Source organism: Nocardia sp. NPDC052254 (assembly GCF_040679495.1).
Lineage (GTDB): Bacteria > Actinomycetota > Actinomycetes > Mycobacteriales > Mycobacteriaceae > Nocardia.
Genome location: NZ_JBFAUW010000002.1, coordinates 124,869 through 149,448, shown reverse-complemented (window position 1 = coordinate 149,448; position 24,580 = coordinate 124,869). Strand labels below are relative to the sequence as shown.

The 24,580-nt window shown below is 66.8% G+C and carries 18 protein-coding genes; 11 read left to right on the top strand and 7 right to left on the bottom strand.

Annotation, left to right across the window (positions count from 1 at the left end; genetic code table 11):
- The first annotated feature begins 7 nt into the window (after positions 1-7).
- Positions 8-2,170: a 3-hydroxyacyl-CoA dehydrogenase NAD-binding domain-containing protein gene (locus AB0L57_RS05655; protein ID WP_364957725.1), complete on the top strand. Its 2,163-nt coding sequence runs from the start codon at positions 8-10 to the stop codon at positions 2,168-2,170.
- A gap of 205 nt (positions 2,171-2,375) precedes the next feature.
- A complete protein-coding gene (locus AB0L57_RS05650) occupies positions 2,376-5,972 on the top strand; it encodes a protein kinase (protein ID WP_364957722.1) in 3,597 nt (1,198 codons plus the stop codon).
- On the opposite strand, the gene AB0L57_RS05645 is transcribed toward AB0L57_RS05650, so the two are convergent.
- The 3 genes from AB0L57_RS05645 to AB0L57_RS05635 form a co-directional block, all read right to left on the bottom strand.
- Complete coding sequence (locus AB0L57_RS05645) at positions 5,973-7,292, bottom strand: class I SAM-dependent methyltransferase (protein WP_364957719.1); 1,320 nt, start codon at positions 7,290-7,292, stop codon at positions 5,973-5,975. It lies immediately after the preceding gene.
- Entirely contained in the window at positions 7,289-8,746 is a 1,458-nt protein-coding gene (locus AB0L57_RS05640; protein ID WP_364959254.1) for an FAD-binding oxidoreductase, read from the bottom strand. The genes AB0L57_RS05645 and AB0L57_RS05640 overlap by 4 nt, the downstream gene beginning before the upstream one ends.
- 419 nt (positions 8,747-9,165) lie before the next feature.
- The gene (locus tag AB0L57_RS05635) at positions 9,166-9,780 is read right to left on the bottom strand and encodes a hypothetical protein (protein WP_364957716.1); all 615 of its coding nucleotides are present in this window, start codon (positions 9,778-9,780) and stop codon (positions 9,166-9,168) included.
- Between the two features lie 148 nt (positions 9,781-9,928).
- Between AB0L57_RS05635 and AB0L57_RS05630 the strand changes: the two genes are divergently transcribed.
- The gene (locus AB0L57_RS05630; protein WP_364957713.1) at positions 9,929-10,363 is read left to right on the top strand and encodes an SRPBCC family protein; all 435 of its coding nucleotides are present in this window, start codon (positions 9,929-9,931) and stop codon (positions 10,361-10,363) included.
- A 243-nt stretch (positions 10,364-10,606) separates the two neighbouring features.
- On the opposite strand, the gene AB0L57_RS05625 is transcribed toward AB0L57_RS05630, so the two are convergent.
- The 3 genes from AB0L57_RS05625 to AB0L57_RS05615 all read right to left on the bottom strand — a co-directional run bounded on the left by AB0L57_RS05625 (position 10,607) and on the right by AB0L57_RS05615 (position 12,454).
- Positions 10,607-10,957: a VOC family protein gene (locus AB0L57_RS05625; protein WP_364957710.1), complete on the bottom strand. Its 351-nt coding sequence runs from the start codon at positions 10,955-10,957 to the stop codon at positions 10,607-10,609.
- A 4-nt stretch (positions 10,958-10,961) separates the two neighbouring features.
- Positions 10,962-11,798: a MerR family transcriptional regulator gene (locus AB0L57_RS05620; RefSeq protein WP_364957707.1), complete on the bottom strand. Its 837-nt coding sequence runs from the start codon at positions 11,796-11,798 to the stop codon at positions 10,962-10,964.
- 131 nt (positions 11,799-11,929) lie between these two features.
- A complete protein-coding gene (locus AB0L57_RS05615) occupies positions 11,930-12,454 on the bottom strand; it encodes a hypothetical protein (protein WP_364957704.1) in 525 nt (174 codons plus the stop codon).
- Positions 12,455-12,685: 231 nt separating this feature from the next.
- Between AB0L57_RS05615 and AB0L57_RS05610 the strand changes: the two genes are divergently transcribed.
- Both AB0L57_RS05610 and recR read left to right on the top strand, forming a co-directional pair.
- Entirely contained in the window at positions 12,686-13,024 is a 339-nt protein-coding gene (locus AB0L57_RS05610) for a YbaB/EbfC family nucleoid-associated protein (RefSeq protein ID WP_364957701.1), read from the top strand.
- 19 nt (positions 13,025-13,043) lie between these two features.
- Positions 13,044-13,652: a recombination mediator RecR gene (gene recR / locus AB0L57_RS05605; protein WP_364957698.1), complete on the top strand. Its 609-nt coding sequence runs from the start codon at positions 13,044-13,046 to the stop codon at positions 13,650-13,652.
- 18 nt (positions 13,653-13,670) lie between these two features.
- Here recR and AB0L57_RS05600 read toward each other — a convergent pair whose 3' ends face one another.
- Positions 13,671-14,312: a hypothetical protein gene (locus AB0L57_RS05600; RefSeq protein WP_364957695.1), complete on the bottom strand. Its 642-nt coding sequence runs from the start codon at positions 14,310-14,312 to the stop codon at positions 13,671-13,673.
- A 205-nt stretch (positions 14,313-14,517) separates the two neighbouring features.
- Between AB0L57_RS05600 and leuA the strand changes: the two genes are divergently transcribed.
- From leuA to AB0L57_RS05570, 6 genes are all read left to right on the top strand, one after another.
- On the top strand, positions 14,518-16,344 hold the full coding sequence (gene leuA / locus AB0L57_RS05595; RefSeq protein ID WP_364957692.1) for a 2-isopropylmalate synthase: 1,827 nt from the start codon (positions 14,518-14,520) through the stop codon (positions 16,342-16,344).
- A 604-nt stretch (positions 16,345-16,948) separates the two neighbouring features.
- Positions 16,949-18,676 (top strand): AAA family ATPase, encoded by a 1,728-nt coding sequence (locus tag AB0L57_RS05590; RefSeq protein ID WP_364959252.1) that lies wholly within the window; start codon positions 16,949-16,951, stop codon positions 18,674-18,676.
- A gap of 165 nt (positions 18,677-18,841) precedes the next feature.
- The gene (locus tag AB0L57_RS05585; RefSeq protein WP_364957689.1) at positions 18,842-20,533 is read left to right on the top strand and encodes an FAD-dependent oxidoreductase; all 1,692 of its coding nucleotides are present in this window, start codon (positions 18,842-18,844) and stop codon (positions 20,531-20,533) included.
- Between the two features lie 261 nt (positions 20,534-20,794).
- Positions 20,795-22,051 carry a Mur ligase family protein gene (locus AB0L57_RS05580; RefSeq protein WP_364957686.1) on the top strand — a complete coding sequence of 419 codons (1,257 nt, stop codon included), beginning with the start codon at positions 20,795-20,797 and terminating at the stop codon, positions 22,049-22,051.
- Complete coding sequence (locus AB0L57_RS05575) at positions 22,044-22,754, top strand: glutamine amidotransferase (protein ID WP_364957683.1); 711 nt, start codon at positions 22,044-22,046, stop codon at positions 22,752-22,754. Before AB0L57_RS05580 ends, AB0L57_RS05575 begins: the two co-directional genes overlap by 8 nt.
- 189 nt (positions 22,755-22,943) lie before the next feature.
- Positions 22,944-24,518, top strand: coding sequence for a GMC oxidoreductase (locus AB0L57_RS05570; RefSeq protein ID WP_364957680.1), 1,575 nt, complete (start codon positions 22,944-22,946; stop codon positions 24,516-24,518).
- The last annotated feature ends 62 nt before the right edge of the window (positions 24,519-24,580 follow it).

Genomic DNA, 24,580 nt, shown 5'->3' with positions numbered 1-24,580 from the left:
AAAAACTATGACAGAGAACATGATCGGCTGGGAAAAGGACGCCGACGGCATCGTCGTGCTGACCATGGACGACCCGAACCAGGGCGCCAACACGATGAACGAGCTCTACAAGAGCTCGATGCACGCCACGGTCGAGCGTCTGGTGGCCGAGGCCGACGACATCACCGGTGTCGTCATCACCTCCGCGAAGAAGACCTTCTTCGCGGGCGGTGACCTCAAGAACATGATGAAGACCACCCCGGAGAACGCTCCGGACATCATGGAAGAGCTCACCACCATCAAGGCCGACCTGCGTCAGCTCGAGACCCTGGGCAAGCCGGTCGTCGCCGCCATCAACGGCGCCGCGCTCGGCGGCGGCCTCGAGATCGCGCTGGCCACCCACTACCGCATCGCCGCCGACATCAAGGGCGTGCAGGTCGGTCTGCCCGAGGTTTCGCTCGGTCTGCTCCCGGCCGGTGGCGGTGTCACCCGCATCACCCGCATGCTCGGTATCGCCGACGGCCTGATGGGCGTGCTGCTGCAGGGCAACAAGTTCACCGCGCAGAAGGCCAAGGCCAAGGGCCTGGTCAACGAGGTCGTCGGCTCGGTCGAGGAGCTGGTCCCGGCCGCCAAGGCGTGGATCAAGGCCAACAAAGATGATGCCAACGCCGCGGTTCAGCCGTGGGACCGCAAGGGTTACCGGATCCCCGGTGGTTCGCCGTCCAGCCCGGCGCTGGCCGCCAACCTCCCGGCGTTCCCGGCCAACCTGCGCAAGCAGACCAAGGGCCAGAACATGCCGGCGCCGCGCGCCATCATGGCCGCCGCGGTCGAGGGTGCGCAGGTCGACTTCGACAACGCGTCGCTGATCGAATCGCGGTACTTCGTCTCGCTGCTCACCGGTCCGGTCGCGAAGAACATGATCCAGGCGTTCTTCTTCGACCTGCAGGCCATCAACAATGGTGGTTCGCGTCCGAAGGACGTGCCCAAGCGTGAGATCAAGAAGGTCGGCGTGCTCGGCGCCGGCATGATGGGCGCGGGCATCGCCTACGTCTCGGCCAAGGCCGGTTTCGAGGTCGTGCTCAAGGACGTCTCGCAGGAGAACGCCGATCGGGGCAAGGGCTACGCGGTCAAGCTCGAGGAGAAGGCGCTCTCGCGTGGCAAGACCACCGAGGAGAAGTCCAAGGCGCTGCTGGATCGCATCCACCCGACCGGCGATCCCAAGGATCTGGCCGGTGTGGACTTCGTGGTCGAGGCCGTCTTCGAGAACCCCGATCTGAAGGCCAAGGTCTTCCAGGAGATCGAGGACGTCGTCGACGCCGACGCGCTGCTGGGTTCCAACACCTCCACCCTGCCGATCACTCTGCTGGCGAACGGTGTGAAGCGGGCCGAGGACTTCATCGGCATCCACTTCTTCTCCCCGGTCGACAAGATGCCGCTGGTGGAGATCATCCGCGGTGAGAAGACCTCCGACGAGGCGCTGGCCCGGGTGTACGACTACACCCTCGCGATCCGCAAGACCCCGATCGTGGTCAACGACAGCCGCGGCTTCTTCACCTCTCGCGTCATCGGCACGTTCATCAACGAGGCCATCATGATGCTCGAGGAGAACATCGACCCGCAGACCATCGAGCAGGCCGGTCTGCAGGCGGGCTATCCGGCCGCGCCGCTGAAGCTGAGCGACGAGCTCAACTTCGAGACCATGCAGAAGATCTTCAAGGAGACCAAGGAGGCCGCCGAGAAGGACGGTCTCAAGATCTCCGAGTCGTCGCTGGCCTCGGGCCGCGTGGTCGAGACGATGATCGACAAGTTCGATCGCAAGGGCAAGCTGCACGGTGCGGGCTTCTACAACTACGTCGACGGCAGGACCGCCGGCCTCTGGGAGGACCTGCGCGGCACCTTCAACTCCAGCCGCGAACTGCCCGAGGGCGTCACGCTGCAGGATCTGAAGGACCGCATGCTGTTCATCGAGGCCATCGAGACCCAGAAGTGCTTCGACGAGGGCGTGCTGACCAGCACCGCCGACGCGAACATCGGCTCGATCTTCGGTATCGGCTACCCGGCCTGGACCGGTGGTGTGCACCAGTTCATCGTGGGTTACCCGGGCGGCCAGGCGGGCTTCGTCGCGCGTGCCGACGAGCTGGCCGCGAAGTTCGGCGAGCGTTTCCAGGTGCCGGACTCGCTGCGTAAGTAAGGTTCTCGCCGCGGTGTGAGACCGCGGAGATCCATCGGCTCGGCCCGGATCGCGCACCCGCGCGATCCGGGCCGTTGTCGTTCGTCCGCAAAACCTCGACCTGCGGTGACGGGACACGGTCCCGAATCGATGCGCGCGTAATCATGTCGGTGAACCCACCTGCCGCGCTACGTTGGAATCAGGGCGGAACGTTCGAGGTGGCCAGATGAATCCACAGACGGGCAAGGTCCGCAGCGCCGACAACCCCGCGGCGGACTCGGAGCCGGTATCGGAGGAGGACGGTTCGGGGGCGAATACCGCGCGCCACCAACCGATTCGCATCGCCGACGAACTCGAGGCGATGGGACTGTTCGACGCCGAAGAGATCGGCCGAGGCGGCTTCGGCGTGGTGTACCGCTGTGCGCAGCGGGCTCTGGATCGCGTGGTCGCGGTGAAGGTGCTGTCCTCGGAGATCGACGAGGAGAGCCGTGAGCGGTTCCTGCGCGAGGAACATGCCATGGGCCGACTGTCCGGCCACCCCAATATCGTCGATGTGCTGCAGGTCGACGTCACGCCGAGCGGGCTGCCGTTCATCGTCATGCCGTACGCCACGCACGGGTCGCTGGAGCAGCTGATTCGCGATCACGGTCCGCTGAGCTGGTCGGATACCTTGCGTATCGGCGTGAAACTGGCGGGCGCGATCGAGAGCGCCCATCGTGTGCACGTGCTGCACCGCGATGTGAAACCGGCGAATGTGCTGCTCAGCCGCTACGGCGAGCCCCAGCTGACCGATTTCGGAATCGCCCGCATCCCGGGTGGATTCCAGACCTCCACCAGCATGATCACCGGTTCGCCGGCCTTCACCGCGCCCGAGGTGCTCAAAGGCGAGGAACCGACCGTGCGGTCGGATGTGTACGGTCTGGGCGCCACGCTCTTCGCACTGCTGACCGGACACGCGGCGTTCGAGCGCCGGTCCGGGGAACGTGTGGTCGCGCAATTCCTGCGCATCACCACCCAGCCGGTGCCGGATCTGCGCGAACAGGACTTTCCCCCCGATGTGGCGGCGGTGATCGAAGCCGCGATGGCGCCCGAGCCTGCCGATCGCCCCGCCTCCGCACTGGCGTTCGGTGAGGCCCTGCGGGCGGTACAGCTCGCACACGGCGAGAGTCCCGACGATATGGCGCTGCTGGACGGTGACAGCACCGACCGCCATCGGGTGAGCACCGATACCGCGGCGCATCCTTTCACCCAGCGTCGCAGCCGGGCGGTGCTCGGCCCCTCCGCCCTGCATACCCCGGGGCCGCTCACCGGGACGGCCCGTCCCGCGACGCTACCGCCCACGGCCGCAACGAAGTTCCGTCCGCCGACCCCCACCCGGGAACCGATTTCGCGGCCGCGGCTGCTCGACATCCTGCGGGCCGGGGGACGGCGCAGGCTGGCGGTGATCCACGGTCCAGCGGGCTTCGGCAAGAGTACGGTCGCGGCGCAATGGCGGGCCGAGCTCACCGCCGAGCGCATTCCGGTCGCGTGGATCGGTATCGATCGCGACGACGACAACGAGGTCTGGCTGCTGGCCCATCTGATCGAGGCCATCCGCCGGGTCGCGCCGGGTATCGGCGCGGGGCTGGAGGAGGTGCTCGAGGAGCGTCCGGCCGAGGCGGTGCACTATGCGATCTCCACGCTGATCGACGAGATCCACAGTGGTGGCGAGACGATCGTCGTGGTGGTCGAGGATTGGGACCGGGTCACCGACGAGGGCGCACGCCGGGTACTGGACACGTTGCTGGACAACGGATGCCACCATCTTCGCTTCGTGATCACCACGCGGGAACAGGCCGGTCTGCCGCTGAGCCGGATGCGGGTGCGCGACGAACTGGTCGAGATCGACAGCGGCGAACTGCGTCTCACCCTCGCCGAGACCCGCCGGATCCTGGTGGAACGCAACGATTTCGGACTCACCGACGATCAGGTGGAACAGATCCACACCGCGACCGACGGCTGGCCGGCCGCCATCCAGCTCGTGAGCCTGTCGCTACGGGCGTCGGCGGCCGGGGACACGGTGGATCCGGCCCGGTTGATCGCGCATCTGTGCGGCGGGAACCACGCCATCCGGGAGTATCTGGCCGAGAATGTCCTCGACGGGCTCGAACCGCGCATGCTCGAATTCCTGATGTCGATCTCGGTGGCGGAGAAACTGGGTGGCCCACTCGCGGTGGCTCTCAGCGGCGAGCCCGACGCCGAACAGTTGCTGGAACAGGCACAGCAACGCGAACTGTTCGTCACCCGGGTCGAGCACGAGCAGGACATGTTCCGTATCCAGCCGCTGTTCGCCGAACAGCTCCGCGCCCGCCTCGAACGGGTCCATCCGGGAAAGCTGAAGTCTCTGCACCGCAAGGCATCTCGCTGGTATGCCGAACACCAGCAGTTGCGCAAATCGGTGGATCACGCGCTGGCGGCCACCGATCTGAAGATGGCGGTGGATCTGGTCGAGAACGGCGGGATGGATCTCATCGACACCTCGCGGCTGGCCACCCTGCTCGGTACGGTCTCGAAACTGCCGGTGCAACAGGTGACTTCGCGGTCGAAGCTGCTGATGGCCTTGGCACGCGCCAATATCAACCTGCAGCAGTCCGGTGCGGCTCGTACCGCTCTGGGGCGGTTGTCGAATATGCTCGCCCGCTCACCCGCGGATGCCGATTCCAAGCGTCAGCGCTGTGAGGCCGCGGTGCTGGCGGCCGCCGATCTGGTGGCACGCGATCACACCGACGGTGTGCTGGAGAAGGTGCTGCCCTGCCTGGAACATCCCGATGAGCTACCGGCCTGGACGGTGTCCATCGCGGCGAATCTGGTGTCGTTCGTGCGGTTGTGCGACTTCGACTTCGACGGTGCGGTGCGGATCCAGGATTGGGCCGCGCCCTATCACAGCAGGTCCAAGGATCCGCTCGGTGTGGTGCTGGGACTGCTCAGTACCGGTGCGGTGGCCTACGAGCGGCTCGACATCGATACCGCCACTCGCTGTTTCGAGAAGGGATGGCAGATCGGGCGGGAGCGGTCCGGGCCGCGCTCGCACGCGGTGCGGGTTTCGGCGGCGCTGCTGGGTGAGCTGACCTATCGGCGCGGTGATCTGGAATCGGCGGACCGGCTGCTGGAACAGAGTCATGAGCTGCCGGCCCGGATCGGCGCGGTGGATTTCATGATCACCACGTTCGTCGTGGGCGCGCGGGTCAAGGCGGTACTGGGTGATGCCGACACCGCACGGGCCCGGCTGGACGAGGGGGCGCGGACCGCGGCCGAGCGCAAACTGCCCCGGATGGCGGCCCACATCCGCGCCGAGCGGCTGCGGCTGGGACTGGTGGATCCGCCACCGGTGCCGCACCCGGCACCGGTACTGCGCAACAGTTCGGGCCCGGCCGCACTCACCGCGGAGGCCGAGGAGGTCGCGGCGGTGCGGGTGCTGCTGGCTCGTCACTATCGCGGGATGGACGGGGCGAGCGCGGACGCCGACGGTATCGAATCCGCGGTGAAGCGGGCGCGCGCGCTCTATGGCCGGATGATCGAACAGGACCGTCCCCGTGCGGAATTGGATGCCGCACTGCTGCTGGCGGAATGTCTCGCGGTGGCGGGCTGGAACGGCGAGGCGATCACCACGTTGCTGCCCGTCCTGGACCGATGCGCCCAATTGGGTTGGACCAGGCCACTTCTCGACGCCGGGCCGGAATTGAGCCAACTGCTGCAGACCCTGCGCGACGATGTGCTGCTCTCGGGTGAGGGGACCGGGTCATTCGACATTCCCCGGTCCTTCCTCAAATCCCTGTTGCGCTGATCAGGCGTTCCACCACGGCCGCAACGGTACGTCCCAGGTCTGCTTCTCGCCGAGCTTCACACCCAGAACCTGGTGCAGCTGCACCACATTGCGCTCGAAGCCGAGCTGGGAGCCGGCCATGTAGAGGCCCCACACCTTGGCGGTGCCCTCACCGACCTCCTCGACGCACTCGTCCCAGTTCGCGACCAGGTTCTTGCACCATTCGTGGAGGGTCAGCGCGTAATGCGGGCGCAGGTTCTCCTCGTGCACGACCTCCAGCCCGATGTTCTGGATATCGCTGATGATGCGGCCGGAACCGATCAGCTCGCCGTCCGGGAACACGTAGCGGTCGATGAAGTCGCCCGCCTTGGTGGTCCGGGTGTTGTCCGGCCGGGTGATGGTGTGGTTCAGGAACAGTCCGCCGTCGCGCAGCTTGCCCTTGATGAAACCGAAGTAGCTCGGGTAGTTCTGCACACCGATGTGCTCGGTGAGCCCGATGGACGACAGCGCGTCGAAATTCGATTCGGGCACGTCGCGGTAGTCGCTGTGGCGGACCTCGGCCAGGTCCTGCAGCCCCTCCTCGGCGATCTTGGCCTGCGCCCACTCGGCCTGTTCCTTGGACAGCGTGGCGCCGATGACCTTGACCCCGCGCCGCGCCGCGTACCGGACCATGCCGCCCCAGCCGCAGCCGATGTCGAGCAGTCGATCGCCCGCCTTCAGGTTCAGCTTCTCGAACACCAGGCGGTACTTGTTCTCCTGGGCCTGCTCGAGGGTCTGGTTCTCGTCGGCGTAGCACGCGCAGGTGTAGGTCATCGACGGGCCGAGGACCAATTCGTAGAACCGGTTGGACACGTCGTAGTGATGGTGGATCACCTCGGCGTCGCGGTTCTTCGAATGCCGCAGGCCCTCGAGGGCGATGCGCCGCCAGCGCGGCAGCGTCTCCTGCGGCGGCGGTGCGATCGGCTTGAGCGCATCCCAGCCCAGCGACCGCGCGATGGTGACCAGTGCCAGCGCCGAGGGGCGCCGGAACTTCAAGTCGGTCATCGCCTTCAGAATGTCGTACGGGTCGCCCGGGTGGACACCCTCGACCGACATGTCACCGGCGATGTAGGCCCGCGCCATACCGAGATCACCCGGTGCGGTCGCGACGTAGTTGATACCGCGCGGGGTCGTGATCTCGAGGCTGAATTTCGAATCATCGGGGCCCGTGCTGCTGCCGTCGTAGGCGGAGAAGCGGATCGGGACCCCGCCGTCGACGAGCGTCTCGAAGATCTCGGCGATGCTGAGTTTGGTTCCCAGCTCCGAGAGCGGGGGTAGCTGGGAATCCTTGAATGTCGTCACTTGCGTTGCACCGCCTTCGAATACAAATCCAGCAAACGATGATCGGGGTCGTATCGTTTCTTCAGATTCGCGTAGTGATCGCCCCCGTAGAGGCGTGCGAACTCGTCTTCTTCGTAGTAGGCATCCGAGTAGAGCGATTTGTGGCCGTCCAGGCGGGCGACCTCGTCCTCGATGGCACGATTGGCCGCACCCTCGATCTGCCCGGGTTGTTTCGGCACCGCCGACCAGAAGCCCACATTGACGTAGGTGCGATCCGGTTCCAGCGGATACAGCGGCCACGGCCGCGACGGATCCTCCGGGGTGCCGTTGCCGGGAGTTTCCGCACTGTCGCGCAGGCGAAGTGGGCACAACCACAGCGGCTCGATCGGGATCTCGCGCAGGAACCAGTGCAGGAAATCGGCGGTGCGCTCGATCGGCACCTCGATGTCCTGCACCACGCGCTCCTGCGGCGGATTACCCTTACGCGCCTCGAGCTTGTCGCCGATGTTGTATTTGTGGTCCAGCGCGATCAGCTTCCAATAGAAGCTCGAGCGGCGGTACCGCCTGGGCCAGAATCGGCGGATGTTCGGATTCTGGGTACCGAAGGCCCGGGAGCACCAGAACCAGTCGGTATCCCAGCGCCAGAGATAATCGTGAATGGTCAGCCGGTCGCGCTTGGGCTCGGCGTTGTCGTGCCGGATGGACTGGTAGTAGATGTCCATTCCGGTGTAGTCGCTGACCGGGCCGGGTTCGTCGGTCTGGCGGCCCAGGACCAGATAGCTCTCCTCGGCGGTGAACACGGCGCCGTCGAGATAGTCGACCCGCTCACCGGCGTAGCTGCGCTCGGTGACGATCTGCGCCATCACGGATTCGAGTTCGCGCAGATCGTGGAAACGCACATGGCGCAGTGCCACATACGGCTGTACGGATTCCAGCTCGATCTTCAGACGGGTCGAATAACCCAGCGTGCCATAGGAATTCGGGAAACCGCGGAACAGGTCGGCGTATTCGCCGTCCGGGGTGGCGGTGATGATGTCACCCGAACCGGTCAGCACATCGATCTCGAGGACGGATTCGTGCGGTAATCCGTTGCGGAAGGAGGTCGATTCGATACCCAGTCCGGTGACCGCGCCGCCCAGCGTGATGGTTTTCAATTGCGGAACCACGAAGGGTGCCAATCCGTACGGCAAGGTCGCCGCGACCAGATCCTCGTAGGTGGTCATACCGGCCACCTCGGCGGTCTTGTTCTGCGCATCGACCGCTATCACCCGGGCCAGTCCCGACACGTCCAATCCGGGTGCGGGGTTCTTCGCCCGGGCGCGAAATAAGTTCGACGTCTTCTTGGCCAACCGCACGTTGGCATTCGAAGGAATCGCACGATAGCTGGCGAGCAGACGCTCGACACCTTCTCGGTGCGCGGCAAAACCTGATTCGCGTGCGGCCGGCGCGCGGCCGGCCTTCCCCAACAGACTCACTGCCACACCACAGACGCTATCGCTCCGGGTTTGGCACGGCCACCGCGAGGGTACCTATCGCCTCAATTCTTCACGCATATGTTGCATTGCGTTCGATCCCGCCCGCGGTGACCTGGTGCTACCTGTATTACCAGCTCAACCGGCATATTCCCGGGCGGAGCGGTGCGGGTGGACGGGGGGTTCCGGCCTGTGACGAATCCGTCGAATTTCGCGCGCCTTCCCGGAACCAGCGTTCCGCTTCGGTGTTCGGCGCAAGTGCTCGACACACCTCTGCGCGGGCTCGATCGACCCGGCACCGCTACACGCGAGTCGCGGATCGGCGGCCGGAGATGGCCGTCGTTCTCGGGCCGGGCCGAATCACTGCTCACCTCGTGAGAAAAAACGACCGCCGCCGGAGATGCCCGGCGGCGGTCGGTGGGTCAGCGAGGCCCGGCTGGTGGATAGCCGGGCGGCGCGGGGGCGTATCCCGCCGGTACGTTCCCTGGCGCGAAATTCGGTGGGGCCGAGGGATATCCGGGCGGTGGAGCGGAGTTCGGATAGGCAGGGGGGTAGCCGGGAGCCGGATAACCGGGGGGAGGCGGGTAGCCGCCGGGGTTCGCCCCCGCCGGCGGATACCCCGGAGGCGGCATGCCCGCGGGGGGATACCCGGGAGGATTCCCGCCCATCGGTGGACGCCGGCCCGCCGTGTTCCGCACCGCCTGCCCGCCGGCGCCGCGCCCGCCGCGCAGCTCCCCGTACAGCATGAACGCGCCGGCGGCGATGGCGACCGGTCCGAGTCCCAGCACCACCCAACCGGCCGTGGTGTTCGACGATGCCTGCTCGTCCTTCGAGCGAGTCTCGACGACGTGCCCGCGCTTGTTGGTCACCACACATTTGTCGTCGGCGCCCATGGCCTTGCCGTTGCAGTCGACATTGCCATCACTGTTGAGGAGCAGTACGAGACCGCCCACGATCATTCCGACGCCGACGACGATGACGACACTCCACTTGAGTATGTTCTTGGCGCGAGTTGCGCTGCTGGCAAAGCCCGACAATTGTCTCCCCGAGGTTTTGAATATCAGTACAGTGCGAACCGCATCGCGTGAAACCGCATCTGCCGGTCCGGAATTGCCCCGGACCGCGCGTAGCATAGTCGGACAAATCGGCCCGAACCGTCTACCCGGATCGAATGAGGAGCTCATTGTGGGACAGGTCAGTGCATCCAGCTCGACCATCGTGACTGCAGAACCGCAGCGTGTGCTGGATGCCATCGCGGACTACGAGACCGTACGGCCGCGGATTCTGTCCGCGCACTACCGCGACTACAAGGTTCTCGAGGGTGGGAAGGGCGCCGGAACGGTGGCGGAGTGGACGCTGCAGGCCACCGAAAAGCGCTCCCGCAATGTCCACGCCGTAGTCACGGTTTCCGATTCCATGGTGACCGAACGCGATTCGAACTCCACGCTGGTCACCACCTGGACGGTATCGCCCTCCGGTGAGGGCTCATCGGTGACCGTCCGCACGACATGGAAGGGCGCCGGCGGGGTTCCCGGCTTCTTCGAGGGAATCTTCGCCCCGCTGGGCCTGAAGAAGATCCAGGCCGAGGTCCTCGAGAATTTGAAGCGCGAACTGGGCTGAGGTTTCTGCCTCCGCTTCGCTACGGCGGTTTCGGCCCTTTGTGCCTCGATTTTTCACTCCTCCGGTCAGTCGCTGCAAAATCGAGGCGGGCCGGAAAACTCCCGGGTTTCCTCCCTCGTGCGGGGATTCGTCGATCGTGGTCAGGGGAGACCGGCGGCGGTGGCCGTGCTCGAGTGTGGGCGGTGTCGAATCGGGGTGATCAGGGTGGATTCATTCGCCGTGATCGGCTCGCATCAGGACGCCTCAGGCGTGGTGCGCGATATCGAAGAGGTTGCCCTCCGGGTCGGCCAACGTTGCCCAGCGGACTCCGTACTCGTCGAAATCGCCGATGTGCTCGGCGCCCAGGGAGACTGCCCGCTCGATCTGGGCGCGCCAATCCGGCGCGCTCAGATCGAGGTGGACAGCGTTCTTGCCCGGAGTTTTGTCGGGTACCGCGGTGAACATCAGGGTCGCTCCCTGTCCGGCGTCGCCGACGGTGGCGAAGTACCGGTTCGCGTCCGGATTCACCGGCCGGTCCAGCAGCTGCCCGTAGAAACTCGCCAGCGTCGCCGCATCCGTGCAGTCGAAGGTGATGGCGCTCAGTGCCAGTGTCATGTGATTACCTCTCCTGGTTGATATTTCGTGAGATCGGCCAGCACACCTCGGTGCGCAGGCCGGCCGGATCGTCGGAGTCCTGCGGGCCGACCAGGTAGATCTCGCGAATCGGCTCCTGTAGTGCGACATCGTGTTCGGCGACATGTGAACCCAGTGCGCCGTAGGTCCGATCGAAATCGGTGAACGGGCCGGCGTGCACCGCCACCGCGAAACGACGCGGTGCGAACCGCCGGACCTCCGCACCGGTGTGATCGGCGAATGCCGCGGGGGTCGCGGCCGGGACCGGGACGAAGACCACCACCTCACCGAGGTCGTTCTCGAAGAAATCGGACGAGTACGTGGCGCCGCCCGGTCCGGCCGGACCTATTCCGGCCGTGGCGAGCAGGCCGTAGAGGCGTCCGAACGCGGTATCGCAGAACTCGCCGATCCCGTCCCGCGCCACCGTCGCGACCACCGCCACCGACGTGAACTCCGGTGCCGTGCGGTAGGTCACCTCGATCGGCGCACTCGGCGACAACAGCGATCGCAGTGCGGCGACCACATCGCGGGTGCGTGTCAGTTCGGCTTCCATCCGCGTCAGATGCGCTCGCAGCGCGACATCCCGGGTTGCGCGGTCGGGAGCCGTCAATACCGCACGGACCTGCGGCATCGGCATATCCAGATCCCGCAGCCGCCGGATCAGATGGGCTCGCTCGACCTGATCGGTCGAATAGCGCCGGTACCCCGAGCCCGGATCGATCGCCACGGGTTCCAGGAGCTCTATCTCGTGGTAGTACCGCAGGGTTTTCACGCTGAGACAGGTGAGGCGGGAGAACTCACCGATGGAGACTGTCGCCGTCATGGGTACAAGCAGACACCCTCCAGCGGTTGGAGGGTCAATGGCCTTGGTCTCCGCAGGGGCACCATCAGCAAAGGGCCCGCCTCCGGGCGGATCTGGTCGGACATCCGGAAAGTGCTGCGGGCCTCGGGGTTCTACTGCTCCGTGAGTGCGAAGGTGAGTAGTGGCGTGGTCTGGAAGTAGCCGCGCCACCAGGAATAACCGAGCCAGACCCCGGGGGTGACCTGGCGGATCTCGTCGAGGATCTGCGGGGTGATCGAGGGGGCGTAATCCAGGAGCCAGGCCGGTGCGCCGTCGAGGAGGGACGGGCCGGAGTAGGCATTGGCCGGGAAACCCTCGATTCCGGCACCTGTCACGCGGTTGGTGAGGGTGCCGCCGTCGGGCCCGGTGTAGAAGGTCTTGCCGATCCAGAGCGGTGGGGCCACCGCCTCCATCACCGGCGGACTGGTCACCCAGCCGTTGGTGACGCCGGTCGGGACATCTCCGCGCGGGGCCGCGTGATAGATGTCGTACTTCTGCTGGAGCGTGCAATTGTCGTGCAGCGCGGCCACGGTCGCGGCGGGATCGTCGGGACGGAGCACACAGCCACCGCCGAAATCGGTGTCCGCGGTCGCGACGGGCGCCGCGATCGCCGGTGCGAGAGCCAGTGCCGTCGTCACCGCGGCGACCGCGACCGCACTCCGGACGCGAGGTCGCGTCGCCCGCGAAGGACTCGAGTACATGGGTGCACACCGAACACGATTCATGGCAGGCCTCCACCGGGTTGCCCCGACCTTTTGCCGTTGCCCGACCCGCATTGATGCTAATTGTCCGTTTGTGGCCCGATACCGGCCTAGACCCAAACGTGACTAGGCTGGTGTGCATTCGCATCCCGCAGAGAGGACACCCCCGTGGAGCCTGGTGGACAGTTCGACATGCAGGCACTGCTCGCGCAGGCGCAGCAGATGCAGCAGGCCGTGATGGAAGCGCAGGCCGAGATCGCCGCCACCGATGTGGCCGGTGAGGCCGGCGGCGGTCTGGTGAAGGTGACGATCAAGGCCAGCGGTGAGGTCCAGACGCTGCAGATCGATCCCAAGGTCGTCGACCCCGAGGATGTGGACACGCTCCAGGACCTGGTGGTGGGCGCGATCAACGACGCGATGGCCAACGCGCAGCAGCTCGCTGCCGAGAAACTGGGCCCGCTGGCCGGTGGCATGGGCGGCGGTTCCGTGCCCGGCCTGCCGTTCTGATTCCCGGCGGTACGGTCCGGTGTACGAAGGTCCGGTTCAGGATCTGATCGACGAGCTGGGGAAACTGCCCGGCGTCGGTCCCAAGAGCGCGCAGCGCATCGCCTTCCATCTGCTGTCGGTGGAACCGCCGGAGATCGACCGGCTGCAATCGGCGCTGCAGAAGGTGCGTGACGGCGTGCGGTTCTGCCTCGTCTGCGGCACCGTCTCCGACGGCGAACTGTGCCGGATCTGCGCCGATCCGCGCCGCGACCGCACCATGATCTGTGTGGTCGAGGAGCCCAAGGACGTCCAGGCCATCGAGCGCACCCGGGAATTCCGCGGTCGCTACCACGTTCTCGGCGGCGCGCTGGATCCGCTGTCCGGCATCGGCCCGGACCAGCTGCGCATTCGAGAACTGCTGGGGCGCATCGGAAATCAAGAGGACGGAATCGATGTCACCGAGGTGATCATCGCCACCGACCCCAATACCGAGGGCGAGGCCACGGCCACCTATCTGGTCCGGATGCTGCGCGATTTCCCCGGGCTGTCGGTGACGCGTCTGGCCTCGGGCCTGCCGATGGGTGGCGATCTGGAATTCGCGGACGAGCTGACCCTGGGCCGGGCGCTGTCCGGACGCCGTACACTCTGACGCCGGCCGGTCCCGCGGTCAGAGACTCACCGGCTCCCAGTCGAGCGCGTCGAGCCGGGCGCGTTCGCCCGCGGTCCATTCCCAGATGAGTTCGGCAACCCGGTCGCCGTCGGCGAGCTGCGTGCCGAAATGCCGGTCCGGGCCGCCGTCGCGATACTCGAGCATGTACAGGCCGGGCTCATCGCGGTAGGTCTGGATATAGATCTGATCATCGCGTTCGACGATCAGATAGGGATTCGGCTCGCAGAGTTCCGGTACCCACTGCCGGGCGAGTTTCTCGGTCAGATAAGGGAATTCGCCCGCTCCGCCGTGGGTGACCGTGACATCGATCCGGCCGGTCGGATCGATCAGCCAGTTCAGCTGCGGATCGTAGATCGCGTAGTCGTGCGGTGTGGCGAGCTCGAACAACAGCGCGCGCACGTGCCCGATGGCGTCGTACGGTGCGGTGATGTGGAGCACGGTGCCGGCGCCCGCATCACCGGCGGCCGCACCGAGGAAACCGTCCTGCTCGGGCAGTTCGTCGTTGCGCCGGTCCAGTTCGGCGGCGATCGTCGCCACGATCTCTGTTTCGGCCTGCCCCTGCTGCCCGGCCAGATAGGCTTCCACCGCATCGGGCGAGGCGGCGGCACCGGCAGGGAGCAGGACGTGGTCGTAACTCATTCGGCCAGGTTACGTGGAGGTGACGAGGGCCCTATCGTCGCTGTGGTAGCGACCTGTAAGCTGGCGACATCATGCAGCGGGCACTCCTCCTCGGCCGCCGCGACGGGGTCTGAAACGGACCGGCTCCCGTCGCGGGGTTCAGCTGTGCCGGTCGACCCCAAATCAGTAATTGGGACACCCACCCCACACTCTCGGAGAAACGCCCATGTCACCCGCTGACGCCTTCGTATCCGGAACGCGCACCATCACCGCGCCGTCCAAGCCCGCGCCCGCCGACCAGGCCGCGTGGAACAAGCAGAAGAACTCCTCGATGCCGGTGTTCCGGTACCGGCCCTTCGTCGAGGAGGTCCCGGGCGGGAGCCCGGCATTCGACACCGCGCCGATTCCTTTCGACCGCACCTGGCCGGATCGGGTGGTCGACCGGGCGCCCGGCTGGTGCGCGGTGGATCTGCGCGACGGCAACCAGGCCCTGATCGATCCGATGAGTCCGGCTCGCAAGCGTCGCATGTTCGACCTGCTGGTGCGGATGGGTTACAAGGAGATCGAGGTCGGTTTCCCGTCCGCCAGCCAGACCGATTTCGACTTCGTCCGCGAGATCATCGAGGACGGCGCGATTCCGGACGACGTGAGCATCCAGGTGCTGACCCAGTGCCGCCCGGAGCTGATCGAGCGCACCTTCGAGGCCTGTCAGGGTGCCTCGAATGTGATCGTCCATTTCTACAACTCCACCTCGGTCCTGCAGCGCCGTGTGGTGTTCCGTGCCGACCGCGACACGGTGAAGAAGATCGCCACCGACGCCGCGACCCTGTGCCTGGAGACCGAGCGCCGCTACCCCGACACCAACTGGCGTTACGAGTACAGCCCGGAGTCCTACACCGGTACCGAGCTGGATTACGCCCGTGAGGTGTGTGATGCGGTGTCGGCGATCATCGCGCCGACACCGGACAAGCCGCTGATCATCAATCTGCCCGCGACGGTGGAGATGGCGACCCCGAACGTGTACGCCGATTCCATCGAGTGGATGAGCCGCAATCTGGCTCGCCGCGACTCGATCGTGCTGTCGCTGCATCCGCACAACGACCGGGGCACCGCCGTCGCCGCCGCCGAACTGGGTTACCAGGCAGGTGCCGACCGGATCGAGGGCTGCCTGTTCGGCAACGGTGAACGCACCGGCAATGTCTGCCTGGTCACCCTGGGGATGAACCTGTTCTCTCGTGGGGTCGATCCGCAGATCGACTTCTCCGATATCGACGAGATCCGCCGCACGGTCGAATACTGCAACCAGCTGCCGGTCCACGAGCGCCACCCCTACGGCGGCGATCTGGTGTACACCGCCTTCTCCGGCAGCCACCAGGACGCCATCAACAAGGGCCTGGACGCCATGAAAAATGCCGCGGACGCCTCCGATGCCGATATCGACGACATCGTGTGGGAGGTTCCGTATCTGCCGATCGATCCCAAGGATGTGGGCCGTACCTACGAGGCCGTCATCCGGGTGAACTCGCAGTCCGGTAAGGGCGGCGTGGCCTACATCATGAAGACCGACCACGGTCTGGCGCTGCCGCGGCGGTTGCAGATCGAGTTCTCGCAGGCGATCCAGAAGATCACCGACGGTGAGGGCGGCGAGGTCACCCCGAAGGTGATGTGGGACGTGTTCGCCGACGAGTACCTGAACCCGATCGTTCCGCTGGAGCGCATCCGGCAGAAGGTGACGGCCGCCGAGACCGATTCCGGCACCGACACCGTCACCGCGGTGGTGAAGGTCGACGGTGTCGAACAGGAGATCGTCGGATCCGGGAACGGTCCGCTGGCCTCGTTCGTGGATGCGCTGAGCACCATCGGCTACGACGTGCGAGTTCTGGACTACTCCGAGCACGCGATGTCCTCCGGTGACGACGCACAGGCCGCGGCCTATGTGGAATGTGCCATCGGCGACAAGGTGACCTGGGGCGTGGGTGTGGCGACATCCATCTCCACCGCCTCGCTGCGTGCGGTCGTCTCCGCGGTGAACCGCGCACTGCGCAACCGCTGATCCGGGTTGCGCCGTCACGAACAGCGGCCGACAACCCTTGCTCCACAACGGAAACCGCCCATCGCCGGGAAGGTGATGGGCGGTTCGCCGCGACGACCTCTCCGCGCCGGGTCACGGCCCGATTCACCGGCGGACCGGTATTCGGCCAGCGTGCTAGCGTTGTGGCGCATTGGCCGCGAGCTCTCTGCTCGAAATGCTCCGAGCAGCTGGGGGAAACGTGACGACTAACGACAACTCCACTTCACCGCCTTGGCTGCATGGGCAGGGACCGGGCGATGTAGCTCCCGAACAGGACACTGCGAACTCGCAGCCGTCGCAGGACGAATCAGATCCGGATTCGGCGGCCTCGGGTACGTCGACCGAGCCCGATCCTGGTGCCGAAGCGCCCGAGGCGGGCGCCGGTGACGGTGGTCACGCCGCGTCCGGGATCATTCCGGCGGTGCCGGAGGGCATCGAGCAGACCACATTCATGTCCGGGCCGCAGTTCGGTCCCGACGGCGGCCCCTTCGCACCCGGGCCGGGCGGCTTCGCCCCGCCCGGCCCGTTCGCGCCGAGCGGGGCCTATCCGCCCGATCCGGGTTTCGCGCCGCCGGGCGGATATCCGATGAACGATCACCAGGGTTCATTTGCCCCGCCGGGCGATCAGAGCGGTTTCCCGCCCCCGGATCAGCAGGGCTTCGCGCCGCCGTCCGATCCGAACGGTTTCCCGCCCTCCGGCGATCCGAGTGGTTTCGCACCGCCGTGGGCGCCCGGGCCGGAAGGGTTCACCCCGCAGGGCAATTTCGGGGGCCAGCCGGGTTTCGCACCGCCGGGTCCGCCCGGTGGTTTCCCCGAGCAGGGTTCGTTCGCGCCGGGGCCCGACGGTTTCGCACCGCCCGGACCGGACGGTCATGCACCGCCCGGATACCCCAGTGACCAGGGCGGTTTCGCGCCCCAGCCCGGCTATCCCGTTCCGCAGGGGCCCGGTGACTTCGCGCCACCACCCGCCGGTTACGGCGAGGTGCGCGAGGAGACGCCCTACGGCGAGTTCCGCCAGGAAATCGGCAGTGACGGCATGGTGCGCCGAGTCTTCGACGAGCCGCAGGCCCCGCCGCCGGCGCCCGAACCACCCGCCGCGGAATCCGATCCCTCCGGTGGTCAGATCTTCAGCTGGGCTCCGCCGCCGTTGCCCACCGGCCCCGCACCGCAGCCTCAGCAACAGCAGCAGCCACAGCAGCCGCCACAGCAGGGTGGGTGGCAGCAGGGTGGTTCCGGGCAGCAACTGCAGCAGTATCAGCAGCAGAACTTCCAGCCGCAGCACATGACCCAGCCCGGGCAGCCGGGGAATTCGGTCAACGACCTGAATCTGCTCAAGCGCGCCAAGCGTTCGCCGCGCAGCGGCTGGCGGCGCGCGGTGCACAAGATGTCCGGCGGTGCGATCAACCCGGGCGAATCCTCGTCCGATGTCGTCTACCGCGAACTGGTCGACCGGGTGAACCAGCCGGTACGCGGTGACTACCGCATCGCCATCCTGTCGCTCAAGGGTGGTGTCGGAAAGACCACGACCACAGTCGGTTTGGGCTCGACGTTCGCCTCGGCGCGCGGTGACCGGGTCATCGCCATCGATGCCAACCCCGACCTCGGGACCCTGGCCCACCGGGTGCCGAGGCAGACCCGCTCGACGGTGCGCAATCTGCTCGAGGATCAGCACATCAGCCGCTACTCCGATGTGCGCGCGCACACCTCGCAGGCGCCGAGCCGCCTGGAAGTGCTTGCCAGTGAACAGGATCCGGCGGTCTCGGAGGCCTTCAGCGAGGCCGACTACCGCCGCGCGATCAGCATTCTGCAGCAGTTCTACAACATCATTCTCACCGACTGCGGTACCGGACTGATGCATTCGGCCATGGCCGGCGTCCTGGACATGGCGAGCTCGCTGATCCTGGTGACCTCACCGGCCATCGACGGCGCACGCAGCGCCTCGGCCACCCTGGACTGGCTCGAACATCACGGCTACAGCAAGCTGGTGGAGCGAACCGTGGTGGTGGTCAACGCTTCTCGCCGCGGCGCCTCCACCGTCGATCTGGATCAGCTGCGCAAGCTGTTCCTCGACCGCACCCGCGCGGTACAGGTGGTGCCGTTCGACGACCATCTCGCCGAGGGCGCCGAGATCGATCTGGAACTGGTGAGCAAGCCGACCCAGCGGGCATTGCTGGAATTGGCGGCCATGGTCGCCGACGATTTCGGATTCCACGTGCCGCAGCTCCCGTTCCCGGGGCCGCAGACCCAATACCCGGGGCCGCAGGGGCAATACCCAGGGCCGCAGGGGCAGTATCAGGGGCCGCAGGGGTACTGATTCGAGCGCGGAATTCCTCCGCGCCCGGATCATCACCCCAATCGATCCGGGGGCGACCCGCACCGCCTACAGTTACCCGCGGTGTGGAGGTCCCGATAGATGGCAGAACGATACGGGGCCGTCTCGCGAAGAACAGTCCTTCGCGGGGCGGCCGGTGCTGGTGTGATGACCGCGGGTGCGTTGCTGCGCCCCGGTCGTGCGAATGCCGACCCCGGGCGGCGGGTGGCCGTCTTCGGTGGTGGTGTCGCGGGGTTGACGGCGGCACACGAATTGGCCGAACGCGGATTCGGTGTCACGGTCTACGAACGGCGGGCGCTGGGCGGAAAGGCCCGCAGCATTCCGGTGGCGGGCAGTGGCCGCGGCGGACGTGCCGATCTGCAGGGTGAGCACGGATTCCGCTTCTTCCCCGGCTTCTATCACCACATTCCCGACACCATGCGGCGAATTCCGTTCGCGGGCAATGCCAACGGTGTCTGGGACAACCTCGTCCCGGCCGCCGAGGCGCGATTCTCCCGGGCCGGCGCCGACGACACCATCGTGCCGGTGGACCGGCATGCGACGCCGTGGGCGAATCCGGACGATTTCCGGCAGACCACCGCATCGGTGATCGCCACCTCCATGAAGATGCCGATGAACGACGCGCTCTATTTCGCGAATCGGCTGCTGGTCTTCAACACGAGTTGTGACGATCGCCGCTTCGGGCAGTGGGAGAAATTGGCCTGGCGCGATTTCCTCGGCGCCCGTGATCGTTCGCAGGAATTCCGCATGCTGATGTCGCGGACCCTGACGACCCTGCTGGTCGCCGCGAAGGACGATCACGCCAGTACCCGCACGATCGGGTCGATGGGGGAGCAGTTCCTCGGTAATCCGCTGCAGACCGGTAACGACGGCCCCCTGGACCGGCTGCTGAACGGTCCGACCAACGAAGCGTGGATCGATCCCTGGGTGGCCCATCTGCGCGGGCTGGGGGTGCGTTTCGAGACCGCCGAACTGCGCGCACTCGAGGTGCGCGATCGGCGGATCTCGGGTGCCCGGATCGCCGGTGGCCCGGATGGTCAGCAGGCCGTGGACGCGGACTATTTCGTGCTGGCGGTGCCGGTCGAGGTCGCGCGCACACTGTGGACGCCCGAGATCCTCGCCGTGCAGCCGGAGCTGGCGGCGATGAACGATCTGGTGGTCAACTGGATGAGCGGTCTCCAGTTCTATCTGAACCGCCCGGCCGAGATCGCGCGCGGGCATACCGCCTACGTCGATTCGCCGTGGTCACTGACCTCCATCTCGCAGGGCCAGTTCTGGTCGCGCACAAAGATTTCCGACCTGGGCGACGGCTCTGTCCGGGACTGCCTGTCGGTCGACATCTCGGACTGGAACACGCCCGGCACCCTCTACGGGAAGCCGGCGATCGAATGCACCCACGACGAAATCGCCCGGGAGGTCTGGGCACAGCTCGGCAAGCATCTGGAAGGTGCCTCGGCACTGCGGGATTCGGATCTGGTGTCCTGGTTCCTCGATACCGGCGTGGCCTGGGATGCCGGCAGTGGCCGCAACACCAATGCCGATCCGCTGCTGATCAATACCGCGGGCTCGTGGGGAGCGCGGCCGAATGTGCACGGTGGTCTCGAAAATCTTTTCCTGGCAGGCGATTACGTCCGCACCAATATCGACCTCGCGACCATGGAAGGCGCTTGCGAGGGGGCGCGCACGGCGGTGAACGCCCTGCTGGACGTGGCCGGTTCGGATGCCGCCCGGTGCCGCCTGTTCACGTTGTATCGGGCGCCGGAACTGGAACCCCTACGCCAGGCCGACAGGGCTCGTTTCGCCGCCGGACAGGCGAACATCTTCGACGTGCCGATGTGAGCACGCCGCGCTCGGGGGACGGCGCCCGCCGTTCGCCGGTGTGGGGAGACCGACCGACAGTGCCCGGCATCGCGCGTTCAACGAGGTGATGAGCGCGATCACCAGCCTCGCCGACGGCAACTGTGATGCCTCGCCGGAGGGCTACCGCCGCGTGCTCCACCGACCCGCACCGCCGCGGCTGGTGCGGGCGCGGCGGGCCGGTCCGCCGAGATCACATCGGCCGCTCGCGCGCCGGGTGGCACCCACCAATACACTCGCGTGGTGGCAGACATCTCGGTGCGCGGACGGCTGGCGCTGCGGGCAGCGGCAGCGGCGTCGTGGGCCTCGCAGAAGGCCGGACGCGGTAAGGGTTCGATGATCGGCGGGCTGATCGCCCTGCAGATCGCCCCGGACATCATGACCCAGCTGGGGCGCGGGCGGCGCACGGTGCTCATCACCGGCACCAACGGCAAATCGACCACGACCCGGATGACCGCGGCCGCCCTGGCCGAACTGGGCCAGGTCGTCACCCAGGCGGACGGTGCCAACATGGACGCCGGGATCGTCGCCGCGCTGAGTGTCGACCGCACCGCGCCGGTGGCCGCCATCGAGGTCGACGAACTGCACCTGCCGCATGTCGCGGATGCCCTGAACCCGGCCGCGGTCGTGCTGCTGAACCTCAGCCGCGATCAGCTCGACCGGGTGGGCGAGATCAACATGATCGAGCGCAAACTGCGCGAGGGCATGGCCCGCCATCCCGATGCGGTACTGATCGCCAACTGCGACGATGTGCTGATCACCTCGATCGCCTACGACCACCCCAATGTGGTGTGGGTCTCGGCCGGCAGCGGCTGGGCGGTCGACGCCACCAGCTGTCCGCGCAGCGGTGAACCGATCGTCTGGGAGGGCATCCACTGGCGTAGCACCGGCGCCGATTTCGAGCGGCCGGAACCGCGGTGGTGGGTCGACGCGGACTATCTGTGCGGGCCGGACGGCCTGAAATTGCCGCTACGCCTTGCTCTTCCGGGACGCGCCAATCGCGGTAACGCCGCCCAGGCGGTGGCCGCGGCCGTCACCCTGGGAGCGAAGCCGGAGACCGCGGTGCAGGCCGCGGGCAGCGTCCGTGAGATCGCCGGGCGCTACCGCACCGTGCGGGTCGGCGAGCATTCCGCACGGCTGCTGCTGGCCAAGAATCCGGCCGGCTGGCAGGAGGCACTGTCGATGATCGACTCGGCCGCAACGGGTTTGGTGATCGCGGTCAACGGCCAGGTGCCCGACGGGGAGGACCTGTCGTGGCTGTGGGATGTACGTTTCGAGCACTTCGAGGGCACTCAGGTGGTTGCCGCGGGTGAGCGCGCCACCGATCTGGGCGTGCGCCTGACCTATGCCGGTGTGGAACATACGACGGTGCCCGATCCGTTGCGCGCCATCGCTTCCTGCCCGCCCGGACAGGTCGAGGTGCTGGCCAATTACACCGCCTTCCGGGATCTGAACCGCGATCTGGACGCCCGGGGACAGGACACGATCTGCGATGAGTGAGTCGACGATACGGATCGGGCTGGTCCTGCCCGATGTGATGGGCACCTACGGTGACGGTGGAAATGCCCTGGTCCTGCGGCAGCGCCTGCGCATGCGGGGTTTCGACGCGGAGATCGTGGAGATCACGCTGAACGATCCGGTGCCCGAATCGCTGGACCTCTACACCCTCGGTGGTGCCGAGGACTCCGCGCAGCGGCTGGCCACCCGGCATCTGCAACGCTATCCCGGTCTGCAGCTCGCGGCCGCGAAAGGTGTTCCGGTACTGGCGATCTGCGCTGCCATCCAGGTGCTGGGCAACTGGTACGAGACCTCCGCCGGTGAGCGGGTGGACGGTGTCGGGCTGTTCGACGTCACCACCACGCCACAGCGGGTGCGTGCCATCGGAGAGGTGGCCACCACACCCGTGCTCGCCGGGCTGACCCAGCCGCTCACCGGATTCGAGAATCACCGGGGCGGAACGACTCTCGGTCCGGCGGCTACCGGTCTGGGGCGGGTCACCAAGGGGGTCGGCAACGGCGTGGGCGACGGTCTCGAAGGGGTGGTGCAGGGTTCGGTCATCGGTACCTACATGCACGGTCCGGCCCTGGCCCGCAATCCCGAACTGGCCGACCATCTGCTCGCGCGGGCGCTCGGCGTGAACGAGCTCGAGCCACTGGACTTGCCCGAGGTCGATCGGCTGCGCCGCGAGCGTCTACGCGCCTGAACACCGGCTCGAATCCGGGCACCCCGCTGAACAGTTCATATAGCAATTTGATATGCACTGGACTTCCCACTGCTGCCGATCCTGTTGAGACAACTGGCATTCGGCGGTAATCTCGCGCGCGGCCATGCGTGATGAGGGAGGTGGCCGGTGCACAGACGCGCCTTTTTACAGGCGGCCGGTGCGGCAACAGTGTTGGGCGTCGCGGGCGCGTTGCGCGGTGCCGGTCCGGCGGCTGCGGATCCGCTGTGGAACGAGCTGTTCCGCGGCTGGGTCCCCGAGATTTTCGCACCGCTGCCGGATCCGCCGGAACATTCCGAGGCGATCGTCGTCGGCTCCGGATTCGGTGCCGCGGTCGCGGCACTACGGCTGGCCGAAGCGGGTATCTCGAATACGGTGCTGGAACGCGGTTCCCGCTGGCCGAACGATCCGCAGCGGGAGATCTTCACCGGTGACGATCTGCCCGACGGCCGGGGCTTCTGGCATCGCACGAGCTTCACCGGCGTCACCAAGGTTCCGATGGAATTCGCCGATTTCGGCGGTGTTCTGGATGTCACCCCGTTCGGCGGTATCGATGTCTGGCGCGGTGCCGCGGTCGGCGGCGGATCGGTGGTCTTCACCGGCTGCATGATCGCGCCGCAGCAGCACCACTTCGACGAAATATTCAGGGGCACAGTCGATTACGGTGAGCTGGACCGGATCTACTACCCCCGCGTCCGGGAGATGTTGCGGCTGTCGCCGATGCCGGCGGACATCTACAACTCCGAACCGTTCACCCATTCGCGGATGTGGGACGCGCAGGTCCGTAAGGCGGGATATCAGCCGCTGTTCAGCGATTCGATCTTCAACTGGGACATCCTGCGCGGTGAATTGGCCGGAGGCACCCGGGCATCGGCCATCGCGGCTCGCAGCAACCTCGGCAACTCCAACGGCGCGAAGTTCGATCTGAACCAGAATTATCTGAAGTATGCCCAGGACTCCGGCCGGTCCAGGGTTTTCCCGGGCCATCGGGTGGACAGCATCGGCCGCGACGGCAACCGCTATGTGGTGCGGATCAGCAAGCTCGATCCCACCGGCGCGATCCTCGCCGTCCGCACGCTGACCTGCGACAAGCTCTTCCTGGGGGCCGGCTCGATCGGCACCACCGAACTGCTGGTCCGTGCCCGGGGTACCGGTGCGCTGCCGAACCTCAACGAGCATGTCGGCGCCGGCTGGGGGACCAACGGCGATGTGGTGCTGGCCCGCAGCGCGAGCCAGCTGGCCGGCCTGGGACAGGGGGTGCCGAGTGCGGGCCGGATCTTCGACGATTCGGAGATGCCGCTGAGCCTGGAGAGCTGGTACATCCCCGGTATACCGGTGGAGACCGGCGGACTGGCCTCGCTGGGGCTCGTGATCGATCCGACTCGGGCCACGATCACCTACGACGCCGCCCGGGATGCCGCCGCGCTGAACTGGCCGCGTGGGGCGCAGGACGCGATCGTGGCCGCCTGTCGCACGGTCGATCGGCGCATCGGCGAGCGCGCGGGCGCCCTCGTCGACTACGGGCCGATCGGTTACGACGCGAATGCCCCGTTCACCGCACACCCACTCGGTGGTGCGGTACTCGGGCAGGCCACCGACAACTACGGCCGGGTCGCCGGATATCCGGGCCTGTACGTCGTGGACGGTGCGGCGATCCCCGGTAGTACCGGCGCGGTCAATCCGTCGCTGACGATCACCGCGGTGGCCGAGCGAAATCTCGAGGCGATCATCCGCTCCGGCCACTGATTTCGCACGGGTGGGACTTCCGCGGCGTCGTTCCGGGCACTCCCGGGCCGCTAGTCTCTGCG

Excerpts from the sequence above, each read along its gene's own strand:
- AB0L57_RS05655 (WP_364957725.1), top strand. The coding sequence starts at position 8 with ATGACAGAGAACATGATCGGCTGGGAAAAGGACGCCGACGGCATCGTC.
- AB0L57_RS05650 (WP_364957722.1), top strand. The coding sequence starts at position 2,376 with ATGAATCCACAGACGGGCAAGGTCCGCAGCGCCGACAACCCCGCGGCG.
- AB0L57_RS05625 (WP_364957710.1), bottom strand. The coding sequence starts at position 10,957 with ATGACACTGGCACTGAGCGCCATCACCTTCGACTGCACGGATGCGGCG.
- AB0L57_RS05620 (WP_364957707.1), bottom strand. The coding sequence starts at position 11,798 with ATGACGGCGACAGTCTCCATCGGTGAGTTCTCCCGCCTCACCTGTCTC.
- AB0L57_RS05600 (WP_364957695.1), bottom strand. The coding sequence starts at position 14,312 with ATGAGTTACGACCACGTCCTGCTCCCTGCCGGTGCCGCCGCCTCGCCC.
- leuA (WP_364957692.1), top strand. The coding sequence starts at position 14,518 with ATGTCACCCGCTGACGCCTTCGTATCCGGAACGCGCACCATCACCGCG.
- AB0L57_RS05590 (WP_364959252.1), top strand. The coding sequence starts at position 16,949 with ATGAACGATCACCAGGGTTCATTTGCCCCGCCGGGCGATCAGAGCGGT.
- AB0L57_RS05585 (WP_364957689.1), top strand. The coding sequence starts at position 18,842 with ATGACCGCGGGTGCGTTGCTGCGCCCCGGTCGTGCGAATGCCGACCCC.
- AB0L57_RS05575 (WP_364957683.1), top strand. The coding sequence starts at position 22,044 with ATGAGTGAGTCGACGATACGGATCGGGCTGGTCCTGCCCGATGTGATG.